Genomic DNA, 20,603 nt, shown 5'->3' with positions numbered 1-20,603 from the left:
CACCCTCACCCGGCACAGAAAGAACGACGACCATGCGCAGAAGAACCACCGGACTCATCGCCATCCTCGGCTCGCTCACCCTGGCGGGCACCCTCGTCGCCTGCGGATCGCCGTCGTCGGACACGCCCGCGCCGCTGAGCAACGCCGCCGACGCACGCGATGCCAAGCACCCCGAGTGGAGCAAGTACACCTTCACCATCGGCGACAACGGCGGGGACGGCAGCCAGGAACTGGCCAAGGTCACCGGCGTGTTCGACAACGCCCCCTACAAGGTGAAGTTCGCCCGCTTCACCTACGGCCCGCCGCTCATCCAGGCCGCCGCCTCCGGCGACATCGACCTCGGCAGCGTCGGCGACGTACCGCCGATCACCGGTGCCGCGAAGGAGTACGGCTTCAAGATCGTCGCCGTGAACCGTTCACTCACGCCCGACCAGGCGGTGGAGAACATCATCGTGCCCAAGGGCTCCGAGCTGAGGACGGCCGCGGACCTCAAGGGCAAGAAGATCGCCGTCCCGCAGGGCAGTTCGGCCCACGGTCTGGCCCTCAACGCCCTGAAGAGCGTCGGCCTCACCCCCAAGGACGTGAAGCTGGTCTTCCTCGACCCGGCGGCCGGCGCGACCGCGTTCAACACCGGCAAGGTGGACGCCTGGTCGATCTGGAACCCGCAGTCCGCGATCGCGGTCAAGAACGGTGCCCGGATCCTGGTGAAGGGGCTTCCGCCGATCGACCAGACGAGCAGTTACTACGTCGCCAGTGACTCCTCGCTGAAGGACGAGGCCAAGCGTGCGGCCCTCACGGACGTCCTGAAGAGGCTGTCGCGGGAGTTCGCCTGGGGCGTCAAGAACCCGGAGAAGTACGCGCAGGCGCTGGCGAAGGAGCAGAGCATCCCGCTCGCCGACGCCAAGGCCTCCCTGGCCGCCTACTCGAACCGGGTCACCCCGGTGGAGCAGCCGGACATCGCACTGGAGCAGCATCTCGCCGACGCCTTCCTGGACGCGGGCCAGATCACCAAGAAGGTCGACGTCGAGTCGATCACTGACAACCTTCTCCCCGCCGGTTACGACAGCTCCAAGCTCAAGGTCACCTCATGAGCGCACCGGCGAGTGCCCATGCCTGACCCCCTCCCGGAGCGACCGCACCCGACCGGGCGGCCACGGCGGGCGTGCCGCCGTCCATCGGGATGTCCGCCATGCGGGACGGACCCCTTGACGTCCGTGGCCGGTGCATCGACACTCGGTAAGGAATCCTAGCGAACAGGTAGGGAAACATGAGGCGCCTTGCTCCGGTCACCGTCCGAGTGAGCCGTTCGCCTCTGCTGACTTCCCGACGTCACATCGACCTGCTCCGCGTGTGCAGCGCGCTCGGCCGCATGGGCTGACCTGCGCAGCTTCCACGCCGACGCCCCCCCACGGCACATCGTGCCGTTCGGCGTGCCCAGGTGAGCCCCGCTCAGGGTTCCGTCGTCGCATCCCCGTAGCCCCGGCGGGCCCGGCACCGAGTGCCGGGCCCGCCCTCCGGGCGAAGGAGGGGGATCCGGCCACGGGGCCCGGCCCGATGTCGCATCCGCCGCGCGGACGTCCGCGCCCGCTTTCGGGGAGAGTCATGACCGTCACCACGCCCGCCGCCCACGTTTCCGTCCGCCCCGCGCCCGCCTTCCTCGGCCGTATCGGCAGGGACGCACGCAGCGGCCACTACCCGGTGCCAGGCCGCTACCGGCTCCATCTGTCGACCGCGTGTCCCGACGGCCTGCGCATCGCCGTCACCCACACCCTGCTCGGCCTGGACGACATCTGTCCGGTCACCTTCCTGCCCGCCGTCCCCGACTGTCCCGAGGGCGGCTACTCGGCCCTGCGTCCGCTGTACGAGGCGAGCGCGCACCGCTACTCCGGTCCGGCCGCGGCGCCGGTGCTCAGTGACGGCTGGTCCGGGCGGATCGTCAGCACCCACGACCGGGACATCATGCGCGACCTCGCCCACCGCTTCGACACCTGCGCCCCCTCGCTCTACCCGTGCGGCGCGGAGTCGGAGATCGAGGCCGTGGAGCAGATGTGCAGGCAGGGAATCGAGGGGGCGGCGCAGCGGGCCGGAGCCGTGGGAGCGGACGCGGCGGAACGTGACATGGCACTGGCCACACTGCTGGAGACACTCGGCGCCCTGGACCGCTGGCTGGTCGGCCGCCCCTACCTGATCCGCGACGAAGTCACCGCCGCCGACGTCGAGTTGTGGGTCGCCCTGGTCCGGCTCGACACCGTGCACCGGCACCATCTCGACGCCGCCGCGGTCCAGCGCATCGCCGGCCACCCGGCGCTGTGGTCCTACGCCCGCCGTGTGACCGCCCACCCGGCCTTCGGTGCCCATCTCGACCTCGACGGGATCGACCGCCGCCACCACGCCCGGTGCCGCGGGCTGGAGGCCGCCGGATCGGCCGTCCAGATCCTCGACTGGGCGGCACACTCGGCCCGTTAGCCGTTCCACCTGGTGGAACGGCGTTGACATACGTTCGGGCCATTGTCTTAACTACGGCCCAGAACGGTCACGAGTGTCAGCGACAAGCCCTGGCTGGCTGACCGGCAACCCTCGCACCGCGGTGGGGTGCCCCAGGTGACGACCCGGCCGATGACACATCGGTAAGCGCGAGGCCCACAGGGCCGGAACAGTGACGGTGACGCCATGTACGCAGCTCCCAGAACGGCCGCACGCCGTTCCCCGGGCTGCGTACGGACGTACACGAGTCTGCTCGTCGCCGACCGCGCCGTCGATCTGCTCCGCGTCAACAGCGCACTGTGTACCGCACCGGGCCGTGCCCGGTGTCGGGGCTGACGCCTCCCCCCAGCCCCCGCACTCCCTGACCGACACCGCCCGCGCGGTGTGCCGTCGCCCTTCCCACTCCCGGTCTCCCGCCGACCCGTGCGTCCCCGCACACCGGCGTGGTGCCGGGGTGTTCCCACCCAGCCGGAGCCCACCATGAGCGAACCCCCTGGCGCCACCGTCACGTTGCCCGAGGCGCCTACCGCCACCGAACCGCCCAAGGCCCTCACCGCCCAGCGCGTACTGCCGTTGCGCCGGCCGGGACGCTGGATCGCCACCGCGGTCGTCCTGGTCCTGGTGGCCCAGTTCGCACACGGGCTGGTGACCAACCCCTTCTACCAGTGGGACCGCTGGAGCTACTGGTTCCTGCGGCCGACCATCCTCGACGGCCTGCTCATCACCCTCGAAGTCACCGCCTACAGCGCCGTGCTGGGCCTTGTCGGCGGTGTCCTGCTCGCCCTGGCCCGGCTGTCGAAGAGCCCGGTGCTGCGCGCGGTCAGCTGGACCTACGTCTGGGCGTTCCGCTCCATCCCGCTCATCGTGGTCCTGATCTTCCTCTACAACTTCAGCGCTCTGTACAAGACGTTGAGCGTCGGCATCCCCTTCGGGCCGGCCTTCTTCTCCTTCGACGAGTCGAAGCTCGCCACCGACATGGTCGTCGCCGTCGTCGGCCTCAGCCTCAACGAGGCCGCCTACGCGGCCGAGGTGGTGCGCGGCGGCATCCTCTCCGTCGACCAGGGCCAGCACGAGGCGGCCGCCGCCCTCGGCCTGCCCAAGGGCTACCAGTTCCGCAGAGTCGTCCTTCCGCAGGCGCTGCGCTCCATCGTCCCCAACTACGTCAACCAGCTCATCGGCCTGATCAAGGGCACCTCGCTGGTCTTCTACGTCTCCCTGCTGGACCTGTTCGGCTCCGCGCAGACCATGGGCTCCACCTACCCCGGCGACATCGTGCCGCTGCTGCTGGTCGTCACCGCCTGGTACCTGATCCTGACCAGCGTCGTCTCCGTCATCCAGTTCTACGTCGAGCGGTACTACGCCCGCGGCGCCACCCGCAGCCTGCCGCCCACGCCCCTCCAGAAGCTCCGCACCGGTCTCACCGAGCTGCGGGCCCGCATACGCCGGGAGGCCGCCGTATGACCGCCAAGACCGCCGACACCCTGGCGGACGTCGAAGCCGCCACCGTCGAGGTCCACGACGTGCACAAGTGGTACGGCACCCACCGCGTCCTGGACGGCGTCGACCTGACGGTCCGTCCGGGGGAGGTCACCGTGATCCTCGGCCCCTCCGGCTCCGGCAAGTCCACCCTGCTGCGGGTCATCAACCACCTGGAGAAGCCCGAGATCGGCCACGTCAGCATCAACGGCGAGCTGATCGGCGTGAAGCGGCAGGGCAACCGGCTCAAGGAGCTGAGCGAGCGGGCCATCCTCACCCAGCGCGGACGGATCGGGTTCGTCTTCCAGAACTTCAACCTCTTCCCGCACCTGACCGTCCTGGACAACGTGGCCGCGGCCCCCGTCGCCACCGGCCGGCTCGGCAGGGCCGAAGCCCAGGAACTGGCCCGCGACCTCCTCGGCCGGGTCGGCCTCGCCGACAAGACCGGCGCCTACCCGCGCCAGCTCTCCGGCGGCCAGCAGCAGCGCGTCGCCATCGCCCGCGCCCTGGCGCTGCGCCCCGGCGTCATCCTCTTCGACGAGCCCACCTCCGCCCTGGACCCCGAACTGGTCGGCGAAGTCCTCGCCGTCATCCGGGACCTGGCCTCCAGCGGCACCACCCTCGTCATCGTCACCCACGAGATCGGCTTCGCCCGCGAGATCGCCGACCGGGTCGTCTTCATCGACGGCGGCAAGATCGTCGAGCAGGGGCCGCCCTCCGAGGTCCTCGACACACCACGGCACGAGCGGACCAGGGACTTCCTCAGCAAGGTCCTGTGACCCGCCGCCCCCACGACCTCCCCCCACGCCACCACCCTCATCACCGCCCCTGAGCGACAAGGAACGGCCATGCGCACCCACGTCACCCGACGCAGCCTGATACGCGGCATCACCGCGGCGACCGCCGTCGCCTCCCTGGCCACCGGGCTCGCCGCCTGCGGTGGCAACAGCGACGCGGCCACCACCGACACCGCCGCCCGGTCCGGCGAGGTCGTCATCGGCCAGGCCTCCAACGGCGCCGCCCAGCAGACCACCATCAAGGTCTCCGAGGTCAAGTCCATCAGCGCCGAACTGCCCGCCGCCCTCAGGAAGAGCGGCAAGCTGGAGATCGGCATCGGCGCCCTGCCCGCCGGCTTCCCGCCGCTCGCCTACGTGGGCAGCGACCAGAAGACCCTCACCGGCGCGGAGCCCGACTTCGGCCGCCTGGTCGCCGCGGTCCTCGGCCTCAAGCCCGAGGTGAAGAACTCCACGTGGGAGAACCTCTTCGTCGGCATCGACAGCGGCAAGGTCGACGTGGCCTTCTCCAACGTCACCGACACCGAAGAACGCAAGAAGAAGTACGAGTTCGCCTCCTACCGGCAGGACAACCTCGCCTTCACCGTGCCGAAGAAGAGCACCTGGAACTTCGGCGGCACCTACGAGAACCTCGCCGGCAAGACCGTCTCCGTGAGCGCGGGGACCAACCAGGAGAAGATCCTCCTGGAGTGGAAGGCGAAGCTCGCCAAGGAGGGCAAGAAGCTCACCGTCAAGTACTTCCAGGACAGCAACAGCGTCTACCTGGCCCTGTCCGGCGGCAAGATCGATGCGTACTTCGGCCCCAACCCCGGCATCGCCTACCACAACAGGCAGACCGCGAACACGCCCAACGCCACCCGCACCGCGGGCACCTACTCGGGCGCCGGAGCGAGCCTCCAGGGCCTGATCGCGGCCACCGCCAAGAAGGACAGCGGCCTGGCCAAGCCGCTCGCCGACGCCATCAACCACCTGATCAAGAACGGTCAGTACGCCGAGTGGCTCAAGGCCTACAACCTCTCCAACGAGGCCGTCGCCACGTCCCAGGTCAACCCGCCCGGACTCCCGCTCGACAACTCCTGACCACCGCGCACCGGGGACCCCACCACCCACCTCGCGGTGGGGTCCCCGGCACGCCGGACACCCCGAGCCGTACCCCGGAGACCGCCACGCCATGTCCGTCACCACCGTCGACGCCACGTCCTCGCACGTCCTGGACAACCCCGCCTGGGGCGCCCTCACCGGACCCCACGCCCACTTCGCCGAACGCATCGGCCACGCCGCCCGCTACCACCAGGACGTGTCCCCCTTCCACGCCCTCTCCGACGAGGACGACCCGCGCGCCTGGGCCGACCTGGCCCGCCTCGTCGGCCCCGGCGGCACCGCCGCGGTACGAGGTGTCACCGAGGCGCCGGACGGCTGGGAGGTCGTCAGCCTCGGACAGGGCGTCCAGCTCGTGGACACCTCCCTGCGCGCCGAGCCCGACCCCGAGGCCGTACGCCTCGGCCCCGACGACGTACCCCAGATCCTCGACCTGGTCGCCCGCACCGAACCCGGCCCCTACCGGCGCCGTACCGTCGAGATGGGCACCTACCTCGGCATCCGCCACCGCGGCCGGCTGATCGCCCTGGCCGGCGAGCGGCTGCGCCCGCCCGGCTGGACGGAGATCAGCGCCGTGTGCACCGACCCCGACCACCGGGGCCGGGGGCTGGCCACCCGTCTGGTCCGTGCCGTCGCCGCAGGCATCAAGGAGCGCGGGGAACAGCCCTTCCTGCACGCCGCGGCCACCAACGCGAACGCGATCCGGCTGTACGAGTCGATCGGCTTCACCCTGCGCAGCCGCACGGTCTTCTCGCTCGTCCGGCACATCGGGGCCGCCGCGCCGGAAGAAACGGCATAGCCGTGGCGTTGTCCTTGTCGAGGGTGAGTGCGCGGCCCACGTCGACGGAGGTGCGGGACATGACACGTGTACTGCGTGCCGTCTTCCTGCACTCCCGGCCCCACATCGACCTCCAGCGCGTGGCCGGCTCCCTCTGTAGCTCCTGACCCCGTTTCCCCAGCCGCCGTGCGCCCAGACCTCCGCGGGCCGGCGATCTCGTACGGACCTCCAGGAAGGCACTCTCGTGTCCTCAACTCCCGTTTCTCCTCTGCGCCTTGCCGTCGCCCTCGACGGAACCGGCTGGCACCCCGCCTCCTGGCGCGAGCAAGTCGCCCGCCCCCGCGACCTGTTCACCGCCGGACACTGGGCGGACCTCGTCGCCGAGGCCGAGCGCGGACTGCTCGACTTCGTCACCTTCGAGGACGGCCTCGGCCTGCAGTCCTCCCACTACCGCGAACTCGACGGCCGCACCGACCAGGTCCGCGGCCGGCTGGACGCCGTACTGACCGCCGCCCGGATCGCACCCCTGACCCGGCACATCGGCCTGGTGCCGACCGTGATCGCCACCCACACCGAGCCGTTCCACATCTCCAAGGCGATCGCCACCCTCGACTACGTGAGCACCGGCCGCGCGGGCCTGCGCGTCCAGGTCTCCGCCCGGCCGCACGAGTTCGACCACTTCGGCCGCCGTACCTTCCCGCCGATCGAGCTGAGCGAACTGGACAGCCCGGCCGGGCAGGAACGCCTCACCGAACTCTTCGACGAGGCCGCGGACTACGTCGAGGTCGTGCGCCGGCTCTGGGACAGCTGGGAGGACGACGCGGAGATCCGGGACGCCGCCACCGGACGCTTCATCGACCGCGACAAGCTGCACTACATCGACTTCCAGGGCAAGCACTTCAGCGTCAAGGGGCCCTCCATCACCCCGCGGCCGCCCCAGGGCCAGCCCCTGGTCACCGCCCTCGCCCACCGGACCCTTCCCTACCGGCTGGTGGCCCGCCAGGCCGACGTCGGCTATGTCACCCCGCAGGACACCGCGCACGCCCGGGCGATCGTCGCCGAGATCCGGGCCGAGCAGGAGGCCGCCGGGCGGGCCGGTGAACCCCTGCACATCTTCGGTGACCTGGTCGTCTTCCTGGACGACCAGGTCACCGCCGCGGAGGACCGCCGAGCACGGCTCGACGCCCTCGCCGGTGAGCCGTACACCAGCGACGCCCGCGTCTTCGCCGGCACCCCCGAACAACTCGCCGACGTGTTGCAGGAGTTGGCGGAGGAAGGCCTGAGCGGGTTCCGGCTGCGGCCCGCCGTCGCCGGACACGACCTGCCGGCCATCACCCGCGGCCTGGTCCCCGAACTCCAGCGCCGGGGTGTCTTCCGCACCGCCTACGAAGCCGACACCCTGCGCGGTCTGCTGGGCCTCGACCGCCCCGCCAACCGCTACGCCGCCGCCTGAGCCGGAAGGACCCCGCACCGACATGACCAGCAAACCGCTGAAGCAGATCCACCTGGCCGCCCACTTCCCCGGCGTCAACAACACCACCGTGTGGAGCGACCCGAAGGCCGGCAGCCACATCGAGTTCAGCTCCTTCGCCCACTTCGCCCGTACCGCCGAACGCGCCAAATTCGACTTCCTGTTCCTCGCCGAGGGACTGCGCCTGCGCGAACAGGGCGGAAAGATCTACGACCTGGACGTCGTCGGCCGCCCCGACACCTTCACCGTGCTGGCCGCGCTCGCCGCCGTCACCGACCACCTCGGCCTGACCGGCACCATCAACTCGACGTTCAACGAGCCCTACGAGGTGGCCCGCCAGTTCGCCAGCCTCGACCACCTCTCCGGCGGCCGGGCCGCCTGGAACGTCGTCACCTCCTGGGACGCCTTCACCGGCGAGAACTTCCGCCGCGGTGGCTTCCTCCCCCAGGACCAGCGCTACTCCCGCGCCAAGGAGTTCCTCGCCACCGCGCACGAGCTCTTCGACTCCTGGCACGGCGACGAGATCGTCGCCGACCAGGCCACCGGCGTCTTCCTGCGTGACGCGAAGGCCGGCTCCTTCACGCACACCGGTCAACACTTCGACATCCACGGCCAGTTCAACGTCCCGCGCTCCCCACAGGGCCGCCCGGTGATCTTCCAGGCCGGCGACTCTGAGGAGGGCCGCGAGTTCGCCGCCTCCAGCGCCGACGCCATCTTCAGCCGGCACGCCACCCTGGAGGCAGGGCAGGCCTTCTACACGGACGTCAAGAACCGCCTCGCCAAGTACGGCCGCCGCCACGACCAGCTGCTGATCCTGCCCGCCGCCTCCTTCGCCCTCGCCGACACCGACGCCGAGGCCGAGGAACTCGCCCGGGAGGTGCGCCGTCAGCAGGTCAGCGGCGCCACCGCCATCAAGCACCTGGAGTTCGTCTGGAACCGGGACCTGTCCTCCTACGACCCCGAAGGGCCGCTGCCCGACATCGACCCGGACGTCAGCGACAACCACATCTCCAAGGGCCGTGCCCAGGTGCGCATGTACCGCGACCCGCTGGCCACCGCCCGTGAGTGGCGAGAGCTGGCCGCCGCCAACAACTGGTCCATCCGCGACCTGGTCATCAACACCGGCAACCGGCAGACCTTCGTCGGTTCCCCGGCGACCATCGCCAAGAGCATCAACGACCACGTCCAGGCCGACGCCAGCGACGGCTTCATCCTCGTGCCGCACATCACCCCCACCGGCCTCGACGACTTCGCCGACAAGGTGGTCCCGCTCCTTCAGGAACAGGGCGTCTTCCGCACCGAGTACGAGGGCCCCACCCTCCGCCACCACCTGGGGCTCGCGCACCCCGACGCCGTCGAGGACCGGGTGGCGTCGTGAAGTTCCTCGCCATCACCCTCATCACCCACCGCCCGGACCCGGTCACCGGGGTGCAGAAGTCCACCCACGACCGCTTCCGCGAGGTGCTCGACAACGCGGTCCTGGCCGAGGAGCTGGGCTTCGACGGCTTCGGCGTGGGGGAGCGGCACGAGCGGCCCTTCATCTCCTCGTCCCCGACCGTCGTACTCAGCCATGTGGCCGCCCTGACCAGGCGCATCCGCCTGTTCACGGCCGTCACGACGCTCAGCCTGCTCGACCCGGTCCGGGCGTACGAGGACTACGCCACCCTCGACCACCTCTCCGACGGACGCCTCGACCTGATCATCGGCAAGGGCAACGGCACCGCCCAGCGCGAACTGTTCCAGGTCACGCCCGAGGACCAGTGGGAGCGCAACGCCGAGAGCTACGAGGTGTTCCGCAAGATCTGGCGGCAGGACAAGGTCACCGCCGACACCCGGTTCCGCCCCCCGCTGACGGACGCCGAGGTGTGGCCGCGGCCGTACCAGCAGCCGATCCGGGTCTGGCACGGCAGCGCCACCAGCAAGGAGTCGGTCGACCTGGCCGCCCGCTACGGCGACCCGCTGTTCTCGGCGAACGTCACCCACCCCATCGAGCCCTACGCCGAGCTGATCCGCCACTACCGGGAACGCTGGGAGCACTACGGTCACGACCCGGCGCGGATCGCGGTCGGTGCCGGCACGGCCGGTGTCCACATCGCCCCGACCTCCCAGCAGGCCCTCGCCGCCTACCGGCCGGTCTTCGAGGCCAACCTGGCCTACGCCAAGCAGGCGGGCCTGCCGGTGGTCTTCGAGACCCTGGAGGACTTCGTCACCCGCAGCTCCGCCCTGATCGGAAGCCCGCAGCAGGTCATCGAGAAGGTGCGGCGCTACCACGAGGAGTTCGGGCACACGGTGCTCCATCTCCACGCCGACGCCGGCGGACTGTCCGACGCCGCGCATCGCGCCTCCCTCGAGCTGTTCCAGTCCGACGTCGCCCCGGTGCTGCGGCGCGAGATCCCCGACCCACCCTTCGCGTGGGGCCCCGTGCTTCCGACGCAACCACTCACCCAGGAGTCCGTCCATGTCTGACATCGCCCTCGGCGTCCTCGACCTGGTACCCATCCCGTCCGGCTCGACGGCGGCCGATGCCCTGCGCAACTCGATCGACCTCGCGCAGCAGGCCGAGCGCCTGGGATACGCCCGCTACTGGTTCGCCGAGCACCACCTCAACCCCGGCGTGGCCGGCACCTCACCCGCCGTCGTCCTGGCCCTCACCGCCTCCGCCACCTCGACCATCCGGCTCGGCTCCGGAGCCGTACAGCTCGGTCACCGCACCGCGCTGTCCACCGTCGAGGAGTTCGGTCTGCTCGACGCGCTGCACCCGGGCCGCTTCGATCTGGGCCTGGGCCGCTCCGGGGGCCGCCCGCCCGGACCGTCGGACACACCGCCGCCCACGACCACCCCGGTCGTCGACGGCCGCGCCCCGAACGGCCTGCTGATCCCGCCCCCCTTCTCCTTCGCGCAGCTGCTCGGCTCCCCCCGCATCGCCCTCCAGCGCAGGCTGCTCCTGCTGCCGGGCGCCGAATCGCAGGACTACGGCGAGCAGATCGACGACATCCTGGCCCTGCTCGCCGGCACCTACCGCTCCCCGGAGGGTGTCGAAGCGCATGTCGTGCCCGGAGAGGGCGCCGATCTCCAGGTGTGGATCCTGGGCAGCAGCGGCGGCGAGAGCGCGTCCGTCGCGGGCCGCAACGGTCTGCGGTTCGCGGCGAACTACCACGTCAGCCCCGCCACGGTCCTGGAGGCGGTGGAGGGCTACCGGGCCTACTTCCAGCCCTCCGAGGTGCTCGACAAGCCCTACGTCAGCGTCTCGGCCGACGTCGTCGTGGCCGACGATGACGCCACCGCCCGCGAACTCGCCACCGGCTACGGCCCGTGGGTGCGCAGCATCCGCACCGCCGAGGGTGCCATCGAGTTCCCCACCCCGCAGGAGGCGCGCGCCCGCACCTGGACCGACGAGGACCAGGCCCTCGTCCAGGACCGTCTCGACACCCAGTTCGTCGGCTCCCCGGGCCGGGTGGCCGACCGGCTGGAACAGCTCCAGGAGGCCACGGGCGCCGACGAGTTGCTCATCACGACGATCACCCACGACCACAAGGACCGGGTCCGCTCGTACGAACTCCTCGCGGAGGAATGGCGCCGAAGGGGTCACTCGTCCCAGCCGCCGAGCTGATGCCCACGCCCGTCCCGAGGACGTTCCCCCCGACCAACCGAAAGGTCCCGTCATGGCCACCATCCTGTCCGTCTCCGGAAGCCCCTCCCCGACCTCCCGCACCGGACGGCTGCTCCGCCACCTCGACCAGCGGCTCACCGCCCAGGGACACGAGGTGATCCCGCTGGACGTGCGCACCCTCCCGCCGGAGGCCCTGCTGCACGCCGACTTCGGCCATCCCGCGATAGTCCGGGCCGCGGCCCTGTTCGAGCAGGCGGAGGGCGTCGTGATCGGCACCCCCGTCTACAAGGCCGCCTACTCCGGGCTGCTGAAGGCGCTGCTGGACCTGCTGCCGCAGTACGCGCTCGTCGGCAAGACCGTCCTGCCGCTGGCCACCGGCGGCAGCACCGCCCACGTCCTGGCCATCGACTACGCCCTGCGCCCGGTCCTCGCCTCCATGGGCCCCGCCCACATCACCCCCGGCTGGTTCACCCTCGACAAGGACATCACCGTGGGCGACAACGGCACGGTGACCGTCGCGCCGGGCTCGGCCGAGGCGCTGTTCCAGGTCACCGACCAGTTCTCGGCCGCGCTGGGCGGTCGTACGACGCTGCTGGCGGCCACCGGCTGAGTGGCGCGGCGGTCCTGGGCGACGCTGCCTCAGGGCCGCCCCGCCACCACCTTCTGTGACGCACCCCCACAACCGGCCGATCGGAGTCCCCGCGTGACCCTCACCTTCCACTGGTTCCTGCCCACCAACGGTGACAGCCGCCATGTCGTCGGCGGCGGTCACGGCACCCCCGCCACCGCCTCCGGACAGGACCGGCCACCGACGGTCGCCCATCTCAGCCGGATCGCCGGCGCCGCCGAGGACCTGGGCTTCGTCGGCGTGCTCACCCCGACCGGCGCCTGGTGCGAGGACGCGTGGCTGACCACCGCGATGGTCAGCCGGCACACCGAGCGGCTGAAGTTCCTGGTCGCCTTCCGCCCCGGCTTCGTCTCGCCCACGCTGGCGGCCCAGATGGCCTCCACCTTCCAGCGGCAGAGCGGCGGACGGCTGCTGCTGAACGTCGTCACCGGCGGCGAGAGCCACGAGCAGCGGGCCTACGGCGACTTCCTCGACAAGGACGCCCGCTACCGCCGTACCGGCGAATTTCTTGAGATCGTACGGGAGTTGTGGGCGGGCAAGACCGTCGACCTGCACGGCGAGCATCTCCGGGTCGAGGACGCCAGGCTGGCGCGGCTGCCCGACCCGGTCCCGGAGGTGTACTTCGGCGGCTCCTCGCCGATCGCCGGAGAGATCGCCGCGCGCCACGCCGACGTCTACCTGACCTGGGGCGAGCCGCCCGCACAGGTCGCCGAGAAGATCGCCCGGATCAGGAAGCTGGCCGCGCAGCAGGGCCGCAGCCTCCGCTTCGGAATCCGGCTGCACGTCATCACCCGCGACACCTCCGAGCAGGCCTGGGCCGAGGCGGAGCGGCTGCTGGCGGGCTTCGACGCGGAGACCGTACGGCAGGTGCAGGCGGGGCTCGCCCGCAGCGAGTCCGAGGGCCAGCAGCGGATGCTGGCCCTGCACGGGGGCGGGAGCCGGGACGGGCTGGAGATTCACCCCAATCTCTGGGCGGGCATCGGACTGGTGCGCGGAGGGGCGGGGACCGCCCTGGTCGGCAGCCACACCGAGGTCGCCGAGCGGATCAAGGAGTACGCCGCCTTGGGGATCGAGGAGTTCATCTTCTCCGGGTATCCGCACCTGGAGGAGGCGTACTGGTTCGGCGAGGGCGTACTGCCGAAGCTCCGGACACAGGGCCTGTGGAGGCACCCGCAGGGCCAGCAGGCGGCCCCCGCGGCCCAGGTTCCCTTCGCTGGTGCCGGGAGCGCGCGATGAGGTAGGTGTTCGCCCACCGTGTCCTCCTCGCACACAGCGACTCCAACAGCCCGCCGGTGAGGATGTTGTGGGCGATGGAGGTCGGCGGTGAAGCGGCTCCAGGAAGCACGAAGCCCCCGACCGCACCAGGGTTCGACTACTGCCCAAATGGCCACCAGACGCTGTCACTTGCAGTGGGCAAAGCTACCCGAGCACACGGACGAATGCTCACGAGATTGACGGCACGGTGCTCGCGTCGGCTGGACGGGTGCCATGATCATGCAGCGGCCTCGCATCTTGGCACGCCACCCGGCAGTGCCGGGCCGCAACGCGACAGCGTGACCAACGGAGGGACCCGGCATGCGCAAACTCGTCCACTACATCGCCACCACGCTCGATGGCTTCATCGCGGGCCCGGACGGCGGGGACCCCACCGGTCCCAACGGCTTCTGGCCCATAACGGAGGACTACATACAGCACCTCGTGGCCGAGTACCCGGAGACACTGCCCGTCCAGGCCCGGCAGGCACTGTCCGTCACGGCTGAGGGCACGCACTTCGACACCGTGCTGGAGGGGCGGCGCAGCTACGAGATCGGCCTTGCGGCCGGCGTCCCCGACGCCTACCCCCACCTGCGCCACCTGGTGTTCTCCCGGACCCTGACCGAGAGCCCGGACTCGGCCGTCGAACTGGTCGCCGACGACCCGGTGGCGACCGTGCGCGAACTCAAGCAGCAGGAAGGCAAGGACATCTGGCTGCTGGGCGGCGCCGAGCTCGCGGGCTCCCTGTACGCCGAGATCGACACGCTCATCCTCAAAGTCGGCCCGCTGACCATCGGCGACGGCATCCCGCTGTTCTCCCGCAAGGCTGCCTTCGACCCGCGTACCTGGACACTCGCGGACCACACCGTCCTCAAGAGCGGCGCAGTGTTCCTCACCTACACGCGCGCCGGCAACTGAACGCTCCGGACGGGCGGCGCTTGTGGCGGCCGGGCGCGGGCGCGCTCAGAGGCTCACGCAAGCGCCGCCATGCCGCATGCCAGGGCGGACCTGGTCGTCGGGGGCGTGCGGTGGCACGAACACCGCCGCGGAGGGGGAACCGGCCGCCGGGCTCACGACCCCGCTCCGCGCGCTCGGCCCGGAAGGTCGTGGACGGGCGCCGACCGGCGTGGACGGGTCGGTGTGGAGGGTCTGCTCGGGGGTGAGGGAGCTGGTGTCGATGGCGTGGCCGCCTGTGTGCCGGGCCAGGCCGGCGACGAAGGCGCCGGTCAGTTGCCGCCACACCGGCAGGTCCTGGTAGTCCCTGGGCCGCAGGGCGTGTCCGGCGAGCGTGCTGCGCAGCAGGTCGCCGACGGTCTCCGGGGCGGCGACCGTCGCGCCGGGCACGGTGCGGCATAGCCCGGCGGCGAGGGTGGTCTTGCCGCCGCCGAAGGGGCCGTTCAGCCAGACGATCAGGCTTCTCCCATGGTCGCCGTGACCGTGTCGGCGCCCCGGGCCGGGGCCGGGAGGTGTCCGTCCCGGCCCCGGCCACCGGAACACCAGCCGGGAGTGCTCCTTGTCCAAGACGTCCCCGGCGGGCAGCAGATGGTCGGGCGTGCCGGCCGGGTGGACCGTCAGCACGGGATCGGCGTGCTGGTCGTTGTCCTCGGCGCGGACATGGCGGTCCCAGGCCCGGACCGTGGCCGCGAGCTGATCGGCGAGCTGCGGGCCCCCCGCGCCGAAGGCGTGCACGACCCACTCCCACTCCTTGTCCTCCGGGCGGTCACCGTCCTTCGTCTGGATGTGGATCAGATAGGCGAGCGAGGCGTCGCCGACGATGGCGGGTGCGTCCCGGTCCACCGCGACGCCGGTCACCCCATCTCCCGGGTCCTGGTGGGCAACCAGGCGGCAGAAGGCGGGCAGGGTGGTGGCCGCGTACAGCTGAAGGGAGCCGAAATAGGTGCCCGCTCCCATGGTCACGCCGGTCGCGACCTCGTGCCGCCGTCCGCGCAGCGCCTCCTCCAGGCCCTCCGTGTCGGCGGCGGCGCCGTCGTCGAAGCGAAGGGTCAGCCCGCCGCCGAGGAGAGGGACGACCGGGACGGCATGGGCCTGCTGCCCCTGGTCGCGGACGAAGCCGCAGTAGGTGAAGCGGCGGGCATGCAGCACCTCGCCGCGCCGCTCGAACGCGATCGTCCGGGTGTAGCCGCCCAGCTCCAGCGGCAGGACGAGGTGCCCGCCTTCGGCCAGCTGCTCGCGCCAGGCCGGCGCGACGTCCCAGCAGTTGTACGTGATCACGCTGCCGTCGAAGCCGGCGCGGGGCGCGAGGTGGGCCGGGGCGCCGAGCGCTGCGTCGGCCTCGACGGCGGTGACGCGTCCACTGCCGGCCTCCGTGAGGAAGGCGCGGGTGCGGCGTACGACCCACGGGTCGATGTCGACGGTCACCACTCGCCCCTCGGGCCCGGCGACGTGAGCGATCAGCTCGGCGTCGTAGCCACCGGAGCCCGCCTCGAACACGATCGCGCCCGGTTTCAGGCACAGGCCTTCGAGCATGTCGGCCTGGAGCCAGGCCGCGGACACCGAGCTGATCGCCGTCCCGGTCTCGTCGCGGCGGGTGACGAGGGCGCGGTCGCCGCCGTCGTACGCGGCCGCCAGATGCGCTTCCGGGGCGAAGCGGTGTCGGGGCACGGTCCGCAGCGCGTCACGCACCGGCTCGGACGGGGCCCAGCCGCCGTCGATCACCATCTGGGCCATCGCCTGCCGCAGCCGGACGGCCTCGGCCGGCTCACCCGGCACCGGCGGCCGGTCGGCGGCGAGCGGGTAGGAGATCACGGGCGGCAGGTCCGGGATGACGCCGGGCCATACGGCATCCAACGCGGATGCGGCGGGGACGAAGATGTCTCCGACACAGGCGAGAGCGTGCAGGTCGAAGAACTCCCAGCGGTCGAACTTGTCCTCCTCCGGGTTGGTCAGGGTGCCCGTCCACGCGGTGATGCGGACGACGGCGGTGAGGCGTGGAATGCCGTGGCTGTCGTCGACCAGCATCGTCACCACGTACGCATCCGCCGGGTCGGCGACCAGGCCCGTCTCCTCGGCGAGCTCGCGGACCGCCGCGGCGGCGAAGCCTTCTGGGCCGCGGGTCTTGCCGCCGGGAAGCTCGAACATGCCGCGGCGGGACCGGCCGAGCAGGACCCGGCCGGCGCCGTCGGTGACGACAGCGAGGGCGCCGGTCAGGGCATGGGCGGTGGTCGGCCGCTTCTCGACGGCCCGGGTGCCGGAGTGACAGGGGCCGCGCAGGACCAGGAAGGCCAGACCGTCCGCGTCCAGCCGCTCCAGCGTCTCCCATCCGGCGGCGAGCACGGCGATCTCGTCCTCGTCCAAGGCGATGCCTCGCCGCTCCTCGGGTGTGTTCGCCGCCACCGGGGTGATGACGACGAGAGCGCCGCCGTCCCGGAGCCGCCCACCCAGCCCGTGAAGGACCCGACCACGGTCCTTCAGGAACGGGTACATCAGGCGCATGGCGACCAGGTCGTACCCCTCCTCGTGCAGCGGGACGGGGTCGTCGCGCTCGATGTCCAGTTGCAGCCAGCGCACGCCCTCGACGTCGCTGTGTTCCTCCCGGGCCCGGGCGAGCGCGCTCTCGGTGAAGTCGACGGCGTCCACGGTGTAGCCGAGGGAGGCGAGGCAGGCGGTCAGCTCGCCGGTGCCGCAACCCACGTCGAGCGCCCGGCCACCGTCGTCCGGGGCGGGGGTGTGTTCGGCGAGGAGCTCCCGCTCCCGCTCACCGACCCGCCGGAACCCCTTGCCGTCGCGGAAGTGCTGCTCCCACTGATCGCGGACGGTGTACGTCAATGTGCTGCTCCTCGTGGGTAGATGCGGTGGGGTCAGGGGCGTGGTGCGGCGCGGAGCCGGGCCAGCGTGCGTCGGCCGCGCTCGACGAGCTCGGGATCGCCGTGGGCGGCGCCGTAGGAGATGCCGGAGACCGAATCCAGGGCGGACAGGACCGTGAACCGGGCCTCTTCCTCCCGGGTGAAGGCGCGGCCGTAGCCGTCCAGCACAGCCTGCCGAAGGTCGGCGCGGCCGTGCCAGGCATCGGCCAGCCGGACGAAATCCCTGATCGCCGGGCCTTCCTCCGACCGCTCGAAATCGATCACGTACAGGACATCGGCGTCTTCGTCCCACCGCAGATTGCGCAGCTGGAAGTCGCCGTGTGTGGGGACCGCCTCCAGGGCGGGCAGGTGGGCAGCCTTCTCGGTGGTGGTGCGGATGAACTCTTCGTCCCCGGGCGCGAGGTGGGGCCGGGCTCCGTGCAGGTGCCGCTCCAGCTTCCCCAGGGGCGGTGCGCCTGCGGCCGGGCGCGGTGGGGCGCTGGTGTGGATGGCGGCTGCGAGCTGCCCGATACGGTGGAAGATGTGGCGCTGCTGCTCGGGCGAGTACGTGGCGCCGTGCAGGGACCGGCCTCCCACCACGGTGAGCACCACGGCCCGCAGCTGCGTGTCGGCGGCCACCAGGCGGGGCGCGGCCGGGCCGAGAGCCGGCACCCAGCCGCGGAGCGCGGCGACTTCCCGCTGGTGGAAGCGGTCGTTCTGATGGATCTTGACGTACCACGCGCCGCCCTCGGCGCCGCTCGCCCGCCATACGCGGCTCTCCTCGCGCGCCCAGGACACGTCCGCCCAGTCGGTGATCCGGCCCACCGCCCGCTCGGCGAAGGCGCGCACCTCGTGCGGGACCGCCCCGAGGCTGCCGGGTTGGGGGACGAGGGTCAGCCGGTCGGCGGCCGGAGTGTAGGCGATCGGGTCGCCGGGCTCCTGGAAGTGCACGGCCATCCGCGCACCGGCCCGGTAGGCGTCCAGCCCGGCCCGGCAGTACGCGACCATGGGCTCCGGAAGCTTGTCGAGCGCGAACCAGCCCATCGCGTCGCACACCTGGGGTTCCATGACCTTTGGGGTGCCGTCCCAGCGCCTCACCTCTAAGAACACCCCAAGTCGGGCAGCCCCGGCGGGGGAGCGGTGGTGCACGGTGACGGCTGCGCGGACGTCGGTCGGATCGACGACGATGCCGGTCTCTTCCCGGGTTTCGCGCACCAGGGCCGTGACCACGTCCTCCCACGGACCGTCCAGGTGCCCGCTGACCAGGTGCCAGCATCCCGCCGCGTACACGTCGCCGGCCCGCCGGGACAGCAGCACCTCCGGTCCGGCCGGGCCGTCGCGCAGGGCGATGAGGTGAACGTCGAGCGGCTCGGTGTGCCGCTGCGTGCCGGTCACGCGTCACCACCGGGGCGGTGGGCGAGCACCGTGAACTCTGCGTGCCCCTTCAGGAAGCCGCCGCAGGCATAGCCCCGGAGGAGGCGGACCGCCGCGGCCTCGACCTCGTGGTGCGGGACGGCCAAGAATGCGGGGCGGGCGAAGCTGGTGGGGCGCAGGTAGCCGAGGACGTCTGCGGGTGTCCATGCGCGGGAAACGGGGGAGTGGTGCGCGGTCATGTTGCTGAACGCCGAGTCGGCGAGGCCGTCTTCGTGGGAGCGGTCGGTTCCGGTGTACGTGCTGCGGGCGCCCGCGCGCCGGTCGTCTCCGAGGTAGGTCTGGATCAGTCCCCGAAGGGCGGCGGTCCATTCCGGTTCGTGGGTCCCCAGGCTGCCGTCTCCCGTGATCACCACCACGGCGTACGGCGCGGCCACCCGGTCCACCATGGCCAGGACCTCCGGGCGGGACACGCCTTCACTCGTGCCGGGACGGGAACGGGCGCAGTCGTCGGCCTCGAACCCGAACAGGGCGTCGTCCGAGGCCGGCTGGTCGGGGCGGGTCATCGTGCATCTCCAGGAGGGTGGGGAAGCTGCCAGGTCAGGGCGCCGTTCGGGCTGGTGACCCGCTGGACGTCGGCGGTGTCGAGGTGGAGCCGGTAGGCGGCCGGTTCACCGGCCGCCCGCCAGCGGGCGGCGACGTCCTGGAGCTCCGCCCAGATGTCCCGTGGCCCGCACGTCGTCACGTCCCACCGGCGGTGGCCGGCGGCTCGCACGCGCATCCACGACCCGCACTCGGGCGCGCCGATCGTCAGGTCCTCGGCCCCGAAGTGGCGCACCAGTCCCGGATACAGGGCGTCCAGGGCCAGCCACATGCCGCGCGCCGTGTCCGCCGGCGGCGCGAGCCGGGTGCGCTGCGTCCACCCGTCGGCCGTGGCGATCGTATGACGGAAGGAGGAGGACAGGAACAGCCGGTCGAAGCCGGCACCGGCGCGGTGCCCGAACTCGACCGCGCGCAGTTCCGCCTCCACGCTCCCGTCCGGCCGTTTGTCGATCACGGCCAGGCCCGGCCACGACGGCGACGACGTCCCGAGCGTCATCAGGGCGCGCCCGCCCGGCGCCAGCTGCTCCACCAGGGCTGTCGGTACGCGGCGGACGGCGAAGGAGACGAAGACCCTCTCGTACGGGCCTGCGTTGGGCCAGCCTGCGGTGCCGTCCCCGGTCACCGCGGCCGGCTGGTAGCCGAGTGCGGACAGGCGCTCGCGGGCGGCCGCGGTGACGTGCGGGTCGATGTCGAGGGTGACGACGCCTGCGTCACCGCACACGAAGCACGCCACCGCCGCGGTCACCCCGGCACCGGTCCCGACGTCCAGCACGCGCTGCCCGGGCCGCAGGTCCAGGAGCTGGAGCAGATCCGCGGTCATGCCCATCGTGCTCGACATCGCGGTCATCACGCCCCCGCGGCGCGACCCGGCAGTACGGCCGAGGATCGGCTCCCCGTCGTGCTGGATCGCGACACTGTCACCGCTGTGCAGCCGCTCCAGCAGCTCCCCTTGGTCGGCCGGGCGGGTCCAGTCCAGCAGATCCCAGCGCGGCGGGGTCTCGTCCGGAGCGCTGCGCCGCACATACGCCTGGGGCATCAGGACCTGGCGCGGCAGCGCGAGCAGGGCCTCGCGCACCGGCCCGGGCCGCAGCTCTCCGCTCGACTCGAGCCGGGCGACCATCGCCGCCCGGGCGTCCGCGGCCCCGGGCGTGTCGGCGGAGGACTGCGGCGGCAGGAAGGGCGCGGCGGACATGGCGGTGTCACTGCACCCGTCGCACTCGTGGGCCTCAGCTG

The 20,603-nt window shown here is 71.7% G+C and carries 19 protein-coding genes and 1 riboswitch; of the genes, 15 read left to right on the top strand and 4 right to left on the bottom strand.

The features are described 5' to 3' along the window. Positions 1 to 32: 32 nt before the first annotated feature. From ACZ5CZ_RS32835 to ACZ5CZ_RS32765, 15 genes are all read left to right on the top strand, one after another. Positions 33 to 1,091, top strand: a complete 1,059-nt coding sequence (locus ACZ5CZ_RS32835; protein ID WP_468948026.1) for an aliphatic sulfonate ABC transporter substrate-binding protein — start codon at positions 33 to 35, stop codon at positions 1,089 to 1,091. A 176-nt stretch (positions 1,092 to 1,267) separates the two neighbouring features. Beyond that, positions 1,268 to 1,378 carry a putative leader peptide gene (locus ACZ5CZ_RS32830; protein ID WP_385846909.1) on the top strand — a complete coding sequence of 37 codons (111 nt, stop codon included), beginning with the start codon at positions 1,268 to 1,270 and terminating at the stop codon, positions 1,376 to 1,378. A gap of 224 nt (positions 1,379 to 1,602) precedes the next feature. Next, on the top strand, positions 1,603 to 2,466 hold the full coding sequence (locus tag ACZ5CZ_RS32825; RefSeq protein ID WP_468948023.1) for a glutathione S-transferase C-terminal domain-containing protein: 864 nt from the start codon (positions 1,603 to 1,605) through the stop codon (positions 2,464 to 2,466). Between the two features lie 65 nt (positions 2,467 to 2,531). Beyond that, positions 2,532 to 2,640: riboswitch (SAM riboswitch) on the top strand. Between the two features lie 324 nt (positions 2,641 to 2,964). After that, the gene (locus tag ACZ5CZ_RS32820; RefSeq protein ID WP_468948021.1) at positions 2,965 to 3,945 is read left to right on the top strand and encodes an amino acid ABC transporter permease; all 981 of its coding nucleotides are present in this window, start codon (positions 2,965 to 2,967) and stop codon (positions 3,943 to 3,945) included. Beyond that, positions 3,942 to 4,739 (top strand): amino acid ABC transporter ATP-binding protein, encoded by a 798-nt coding sequence (locus tag ACZ5CZ_RS32815; RefSeq protein ID WP_468948019.1) that lies wholly within the window; start codon positions 3,942 to 3,944, stop codon positions 4,737 to 4,739. The genes ACZ5CZ_RS32820 and ACZ5CZ_RS32815 overlap by 4 nt, the downstream gene beginning before the upstream one ends. Before the next feature lie 69 nt (positions 4,740 to 4,808). Further along, positions 4,809 to 5,834 (top strand): ABC transporter substrate-binding protein, encoded by a 1,026-nt coding sequence (locus tag ACZ5CZ_RS32810; protein ID WP_468948017.1) that lies wholly within the window; start codon positions 4,809 to 4,811, stop codon positions 5,832 to 5,834. A 91-nt stretch (positions 5,835 to 5,925) separates the two neighbouring features. Then, positions 5,926 to 6,651, top strand: a complete 726-nt coding sequence (locus tag ACZ5CZ_RS32805; protein ID WP_385846902.1) for a GNAT family N-acetyltransferase — start codon at positions 5,926 to 5,928, stop codon at positions 6,649 to 6,651. 59 nt (positions 6,652 to 6,710) lie between these two features. Beyond that, positions 6,711 to 6,797 (top strand): putative leader peptide, encoded by an 87-nt coding sequence (locus tag ACZ5CZ_RS32800; RefSeq protein WP_385846984.1) that lies wholly within the window; start codon positions 6,711 to 6,713, stop codon positions 6,795 to 6,797. A 77-nt stretch (positions 6,798 to 6,874) separates the two neighbouring features. Then, a complete protein-coding gene (locus ACZ5CZ_RS32795) occupies positions 6,875 to 8,083 on the top strand; it encodes an LLM class flavin-dependent oxidoreductase (RefSeq protein ID WP_385846900.1) in 1,209 nt (402 codons plus the stop codon). Between the two features lie 22 nt (positions 8,084 to 8,105). After that, a complete protein-coding gene (locus ACZ5CZ_RS32790; RefSeq protein ID WP_385846899.1) occupies positions 8,106 to 9,479 on the top strand; it encodes an NtaA/DmoA family FMN-dependent monooxygenase in 1,374 nt (457 codons plus the stop codon). Further along, the gene (locus ACZ5CZ_RS32785) at positions 9,476 to 10,567 is read left to right on the top strand and encodes an LLM class flavin-dependent oxidoreductase (protein WP_468948014.1); all 1,092 of its coding nucleotides are present in this window, start codon (positions 9,476 to 9,478) and stop codon (positions 10,565 to 10,567) included. The genes ACZ5CZ_RS32790 and ACZ5CZ_RS32785 overlap by 4 nt, the downstream gene beginning before the upstream one ends. Then, the gene (locus ACZ5CZ_RS32780) at positions 10,560 to 11,711 is read left to right on the top strand and encodes an LLM class flavin-dependent oxidoreductase (RefSeq protein WP_385846897.1); all 1,152 of its coding nucleotides are present in this window, start codon (positions 10,560 to 10,562) and stop codon (positions 11,709 to 11,711) included. Before ACZ5CZ_RS32785 ends, ACZ5CZ_RS32780 begins: the two co-directional genes overlap by 8 nt. Before the next feature lie 52 nt (positions 11,712 to 11,763). After that, positions 11,764 to 12,321: an NADPH-dependent FMN reductase gene (ssuE, locus tag ACZ5CZ_RS32775; protein ID WP_385846896.1), complete on the top strand. Its 558-nt coding sequence runs from the start codon at positions 11,764 to 11,766 to the stop codon at positions 12,319 to 12,321. Positions 12,322 to 12,414: 93 nt separating this feature from the next. Then, entirely contained in the window at positions 12,415 to 13,575 is a 1,161-nt protein-coding gene (locus tag ACZ5CZ_RS32770) for an LLM class flavin-dependent oxidoreductase (protein WP_468948011.1), read from the top strand. Positions 13,576 to 13,914: 339 nt separating this feature from the next. Beyond that, on the top strand, positions 13,915 to 14,511 hold the full coding sequence (locus tag ACZ5CZ_RS32765) for a dihydrofolate reductase family protein (RefSeq protein ID WP_468948009.1): 597 nt from the start codon (positions 13,915 to 13,917) through the stop codon (positions 14,509 to 14,511). Positions 14,512 to 14,556: 45 nt separating this feature from the next. On the opposite strand, the gene fxlM is transcribed toward ACZ5CZ_RS32765, so the two are convergent. From fxlM to ACZ5CZ_RS32745, 4 genes are read right to left on the bottom strand one after another with little or no spacing between them, the layout of a single operon-like run. Next, positions 14,557 to 17,379, bottom strand: a complete 2,823-nt coding sequence (gene fxlM, locus ACZ5CZ_RS32760; protein ID WP_468948007.1) for a methyltransferase, FxLD system — start codon at positions 17,377 to 17,379, stop codon at positions 14,557 to 14,559. Positions 17,380 to 17,411: 32 nt separating this feature from the next. Beyond that, a complete protein-coding gene (locus ACZ5CZ_RS32755) occupies positions 17,412 to 18,791 on the bottom strand; it encodes a phosphotransferase (RefSeq protein ID WP_468948006.1) in 1,380 nt (459 codons plus the stop codon). Continuing rightward, positions 18,788 to 19,333 carry a hypothetical protein gene (locus ACZ5CZ_RS32750; protein ID WP_468948005.1) on the bottom strand — a complete coding sequence of 182 codons (546 nt, stop codon included), beginning with the start codon at positions 19,331 to 19,333 and terminating at the stop codon, positions 18,788 to 18,790. The genes ACZ5CZ_RS32755 and ACZ5CZ_RS32750 overlap by 4 nt, the downstream gene beginning before the upstream one ends. After that, complete coding sequence (locus ACZ5CZ_RS32745) at positions 19,330 to 20,562, bottom strand: protein-L-isoaspartate O-methyltransferase family protein (protein WP_468948003.1); 1,233 nt, start codon at positions 20,560 to 20,562, stop codon at positions 19,330 to 19,332. The genes ACZ5CZ_RS32750 and ACZ5CZ_RS32745 overlap by 4 nt, the downstream gene beginning before the upstream one ends. Positions 20,563 to 20,603 lie beyond the last annotated feature (41 nt).

Source organism: Streptomyces sp. NPDC031418 (assembly GCF_055581605.1).
The sequence above is the reverse complement of the archived record's forward strand: the minus strand, read 5'-3'. Positions and strand labels throughout refer to the sequence as shown.

Excerpts from the sequence above, each read along its gene's own strand:
- ACZ5CZ_RS32750 (WP_468948005.1), bottom strand. The coding sequence starts at position 19,333 with ATGACCCGCCCCGACCAGCCGGCCTCGGACGACGCCCTGTTCGGGTTC.
- ACZ5CZ_RS32835 (WP_468948026.1), top strand. The coding sequence starts at position 33 with ATGCGCAGAAGAACCACCGGACTCATCGCCATCCTCGGCTCGCTCACC.
- ssuE (WP_385846896.1), top strand. The coding sequence starts at position 11,764 with ATGGCCACCATCCTGTCCGTCTCCGGAAGCCCCTCCCCGACCTCCCGC.
- ACZ5CZ_RS32800 (WP_385846984.1), top strand. The coding sequence starts at position 6,711 with ATGACACGTGTACTGCGTGCCGTCTTCCTGCACTCCCGGCCCCACATC.
- ACZ5CZ_RS32805 (WP_385846902.1), top strand. The coding sequence starts at position 5,926 with ATGTCCGTCACCACCGTCGACGCCACGTCCTCGCACGTCCTGGACAAC.
- ACZ5CZ_RS32830 (WP_385846909.1), top strand. The coding sequence starts at position 1,268 with ATGAGGCGCCTTGCTCCGGTCACCGTCCGAGTGAGCCGTTCGCCTCTG.
- ACZ5CZ_RS32790 (WP_385846899.1), top strand. The coding sequence starts at position 8,106 with ATGACCAGCAAACCGCTGAAGCAGATCCACCTGGCCGCCCACTTCCCC.
- ACZ5CZ_RS32820 (WP_468948021.1), top strand. The coding sequence starts at position 2,965 with ATGAGCGAACCCCCTGGCGCCACCGTCACGTTGCCCGAGGCGCCTACC.
- ACZ5CZ_RS32815 (WP_468948019.1), top strand. The coding sequence starts at position 3,942 with ATGACCGCCAAGACCGCCGACACCCTGGCGGACGTCGAAGCCGCCACC.
- ACZ5CZ_RS32825 (WP_468948023.1), top strand. The coding sequence starts at position 1,603 with ATGACCGTCACCACGCCCGCCGCCCACGTTTCCGTCCGCCCCGCGCCC.
- ACZ5CZ_RS32745 (WP_468948003.1), bottom strand. The coding sequence starts at position 20,562 with ATGTCCGCCGCGCCCTTCCTGCCGCCGCAGTCCTCCGCCGACACGCCC.
- ACZ5CZ_RS32780 (WP_385846897.1), top strand. The coding sequence starts at position 10,560 with ATGTCTGACATCGCCCTCGGCGTCCTCGACCTGGTACCCATCCCGTCC.
- ACZ5CZ_RS32810 (WP_468948017.1), top strand. The coding sequence starts at position 4,809 with ATGCGCACCCACGTCACCCGACGCAGCCTGATACGCGGCATCACCGCG.
- ACZ5CZ_RS32765 (WP_468948009.1), top strand. The coding sequence starts at position 13,915 with ATGCGCAAACTCGTCCACTACATCGCCACCACGCTCGATGGCTTCATC.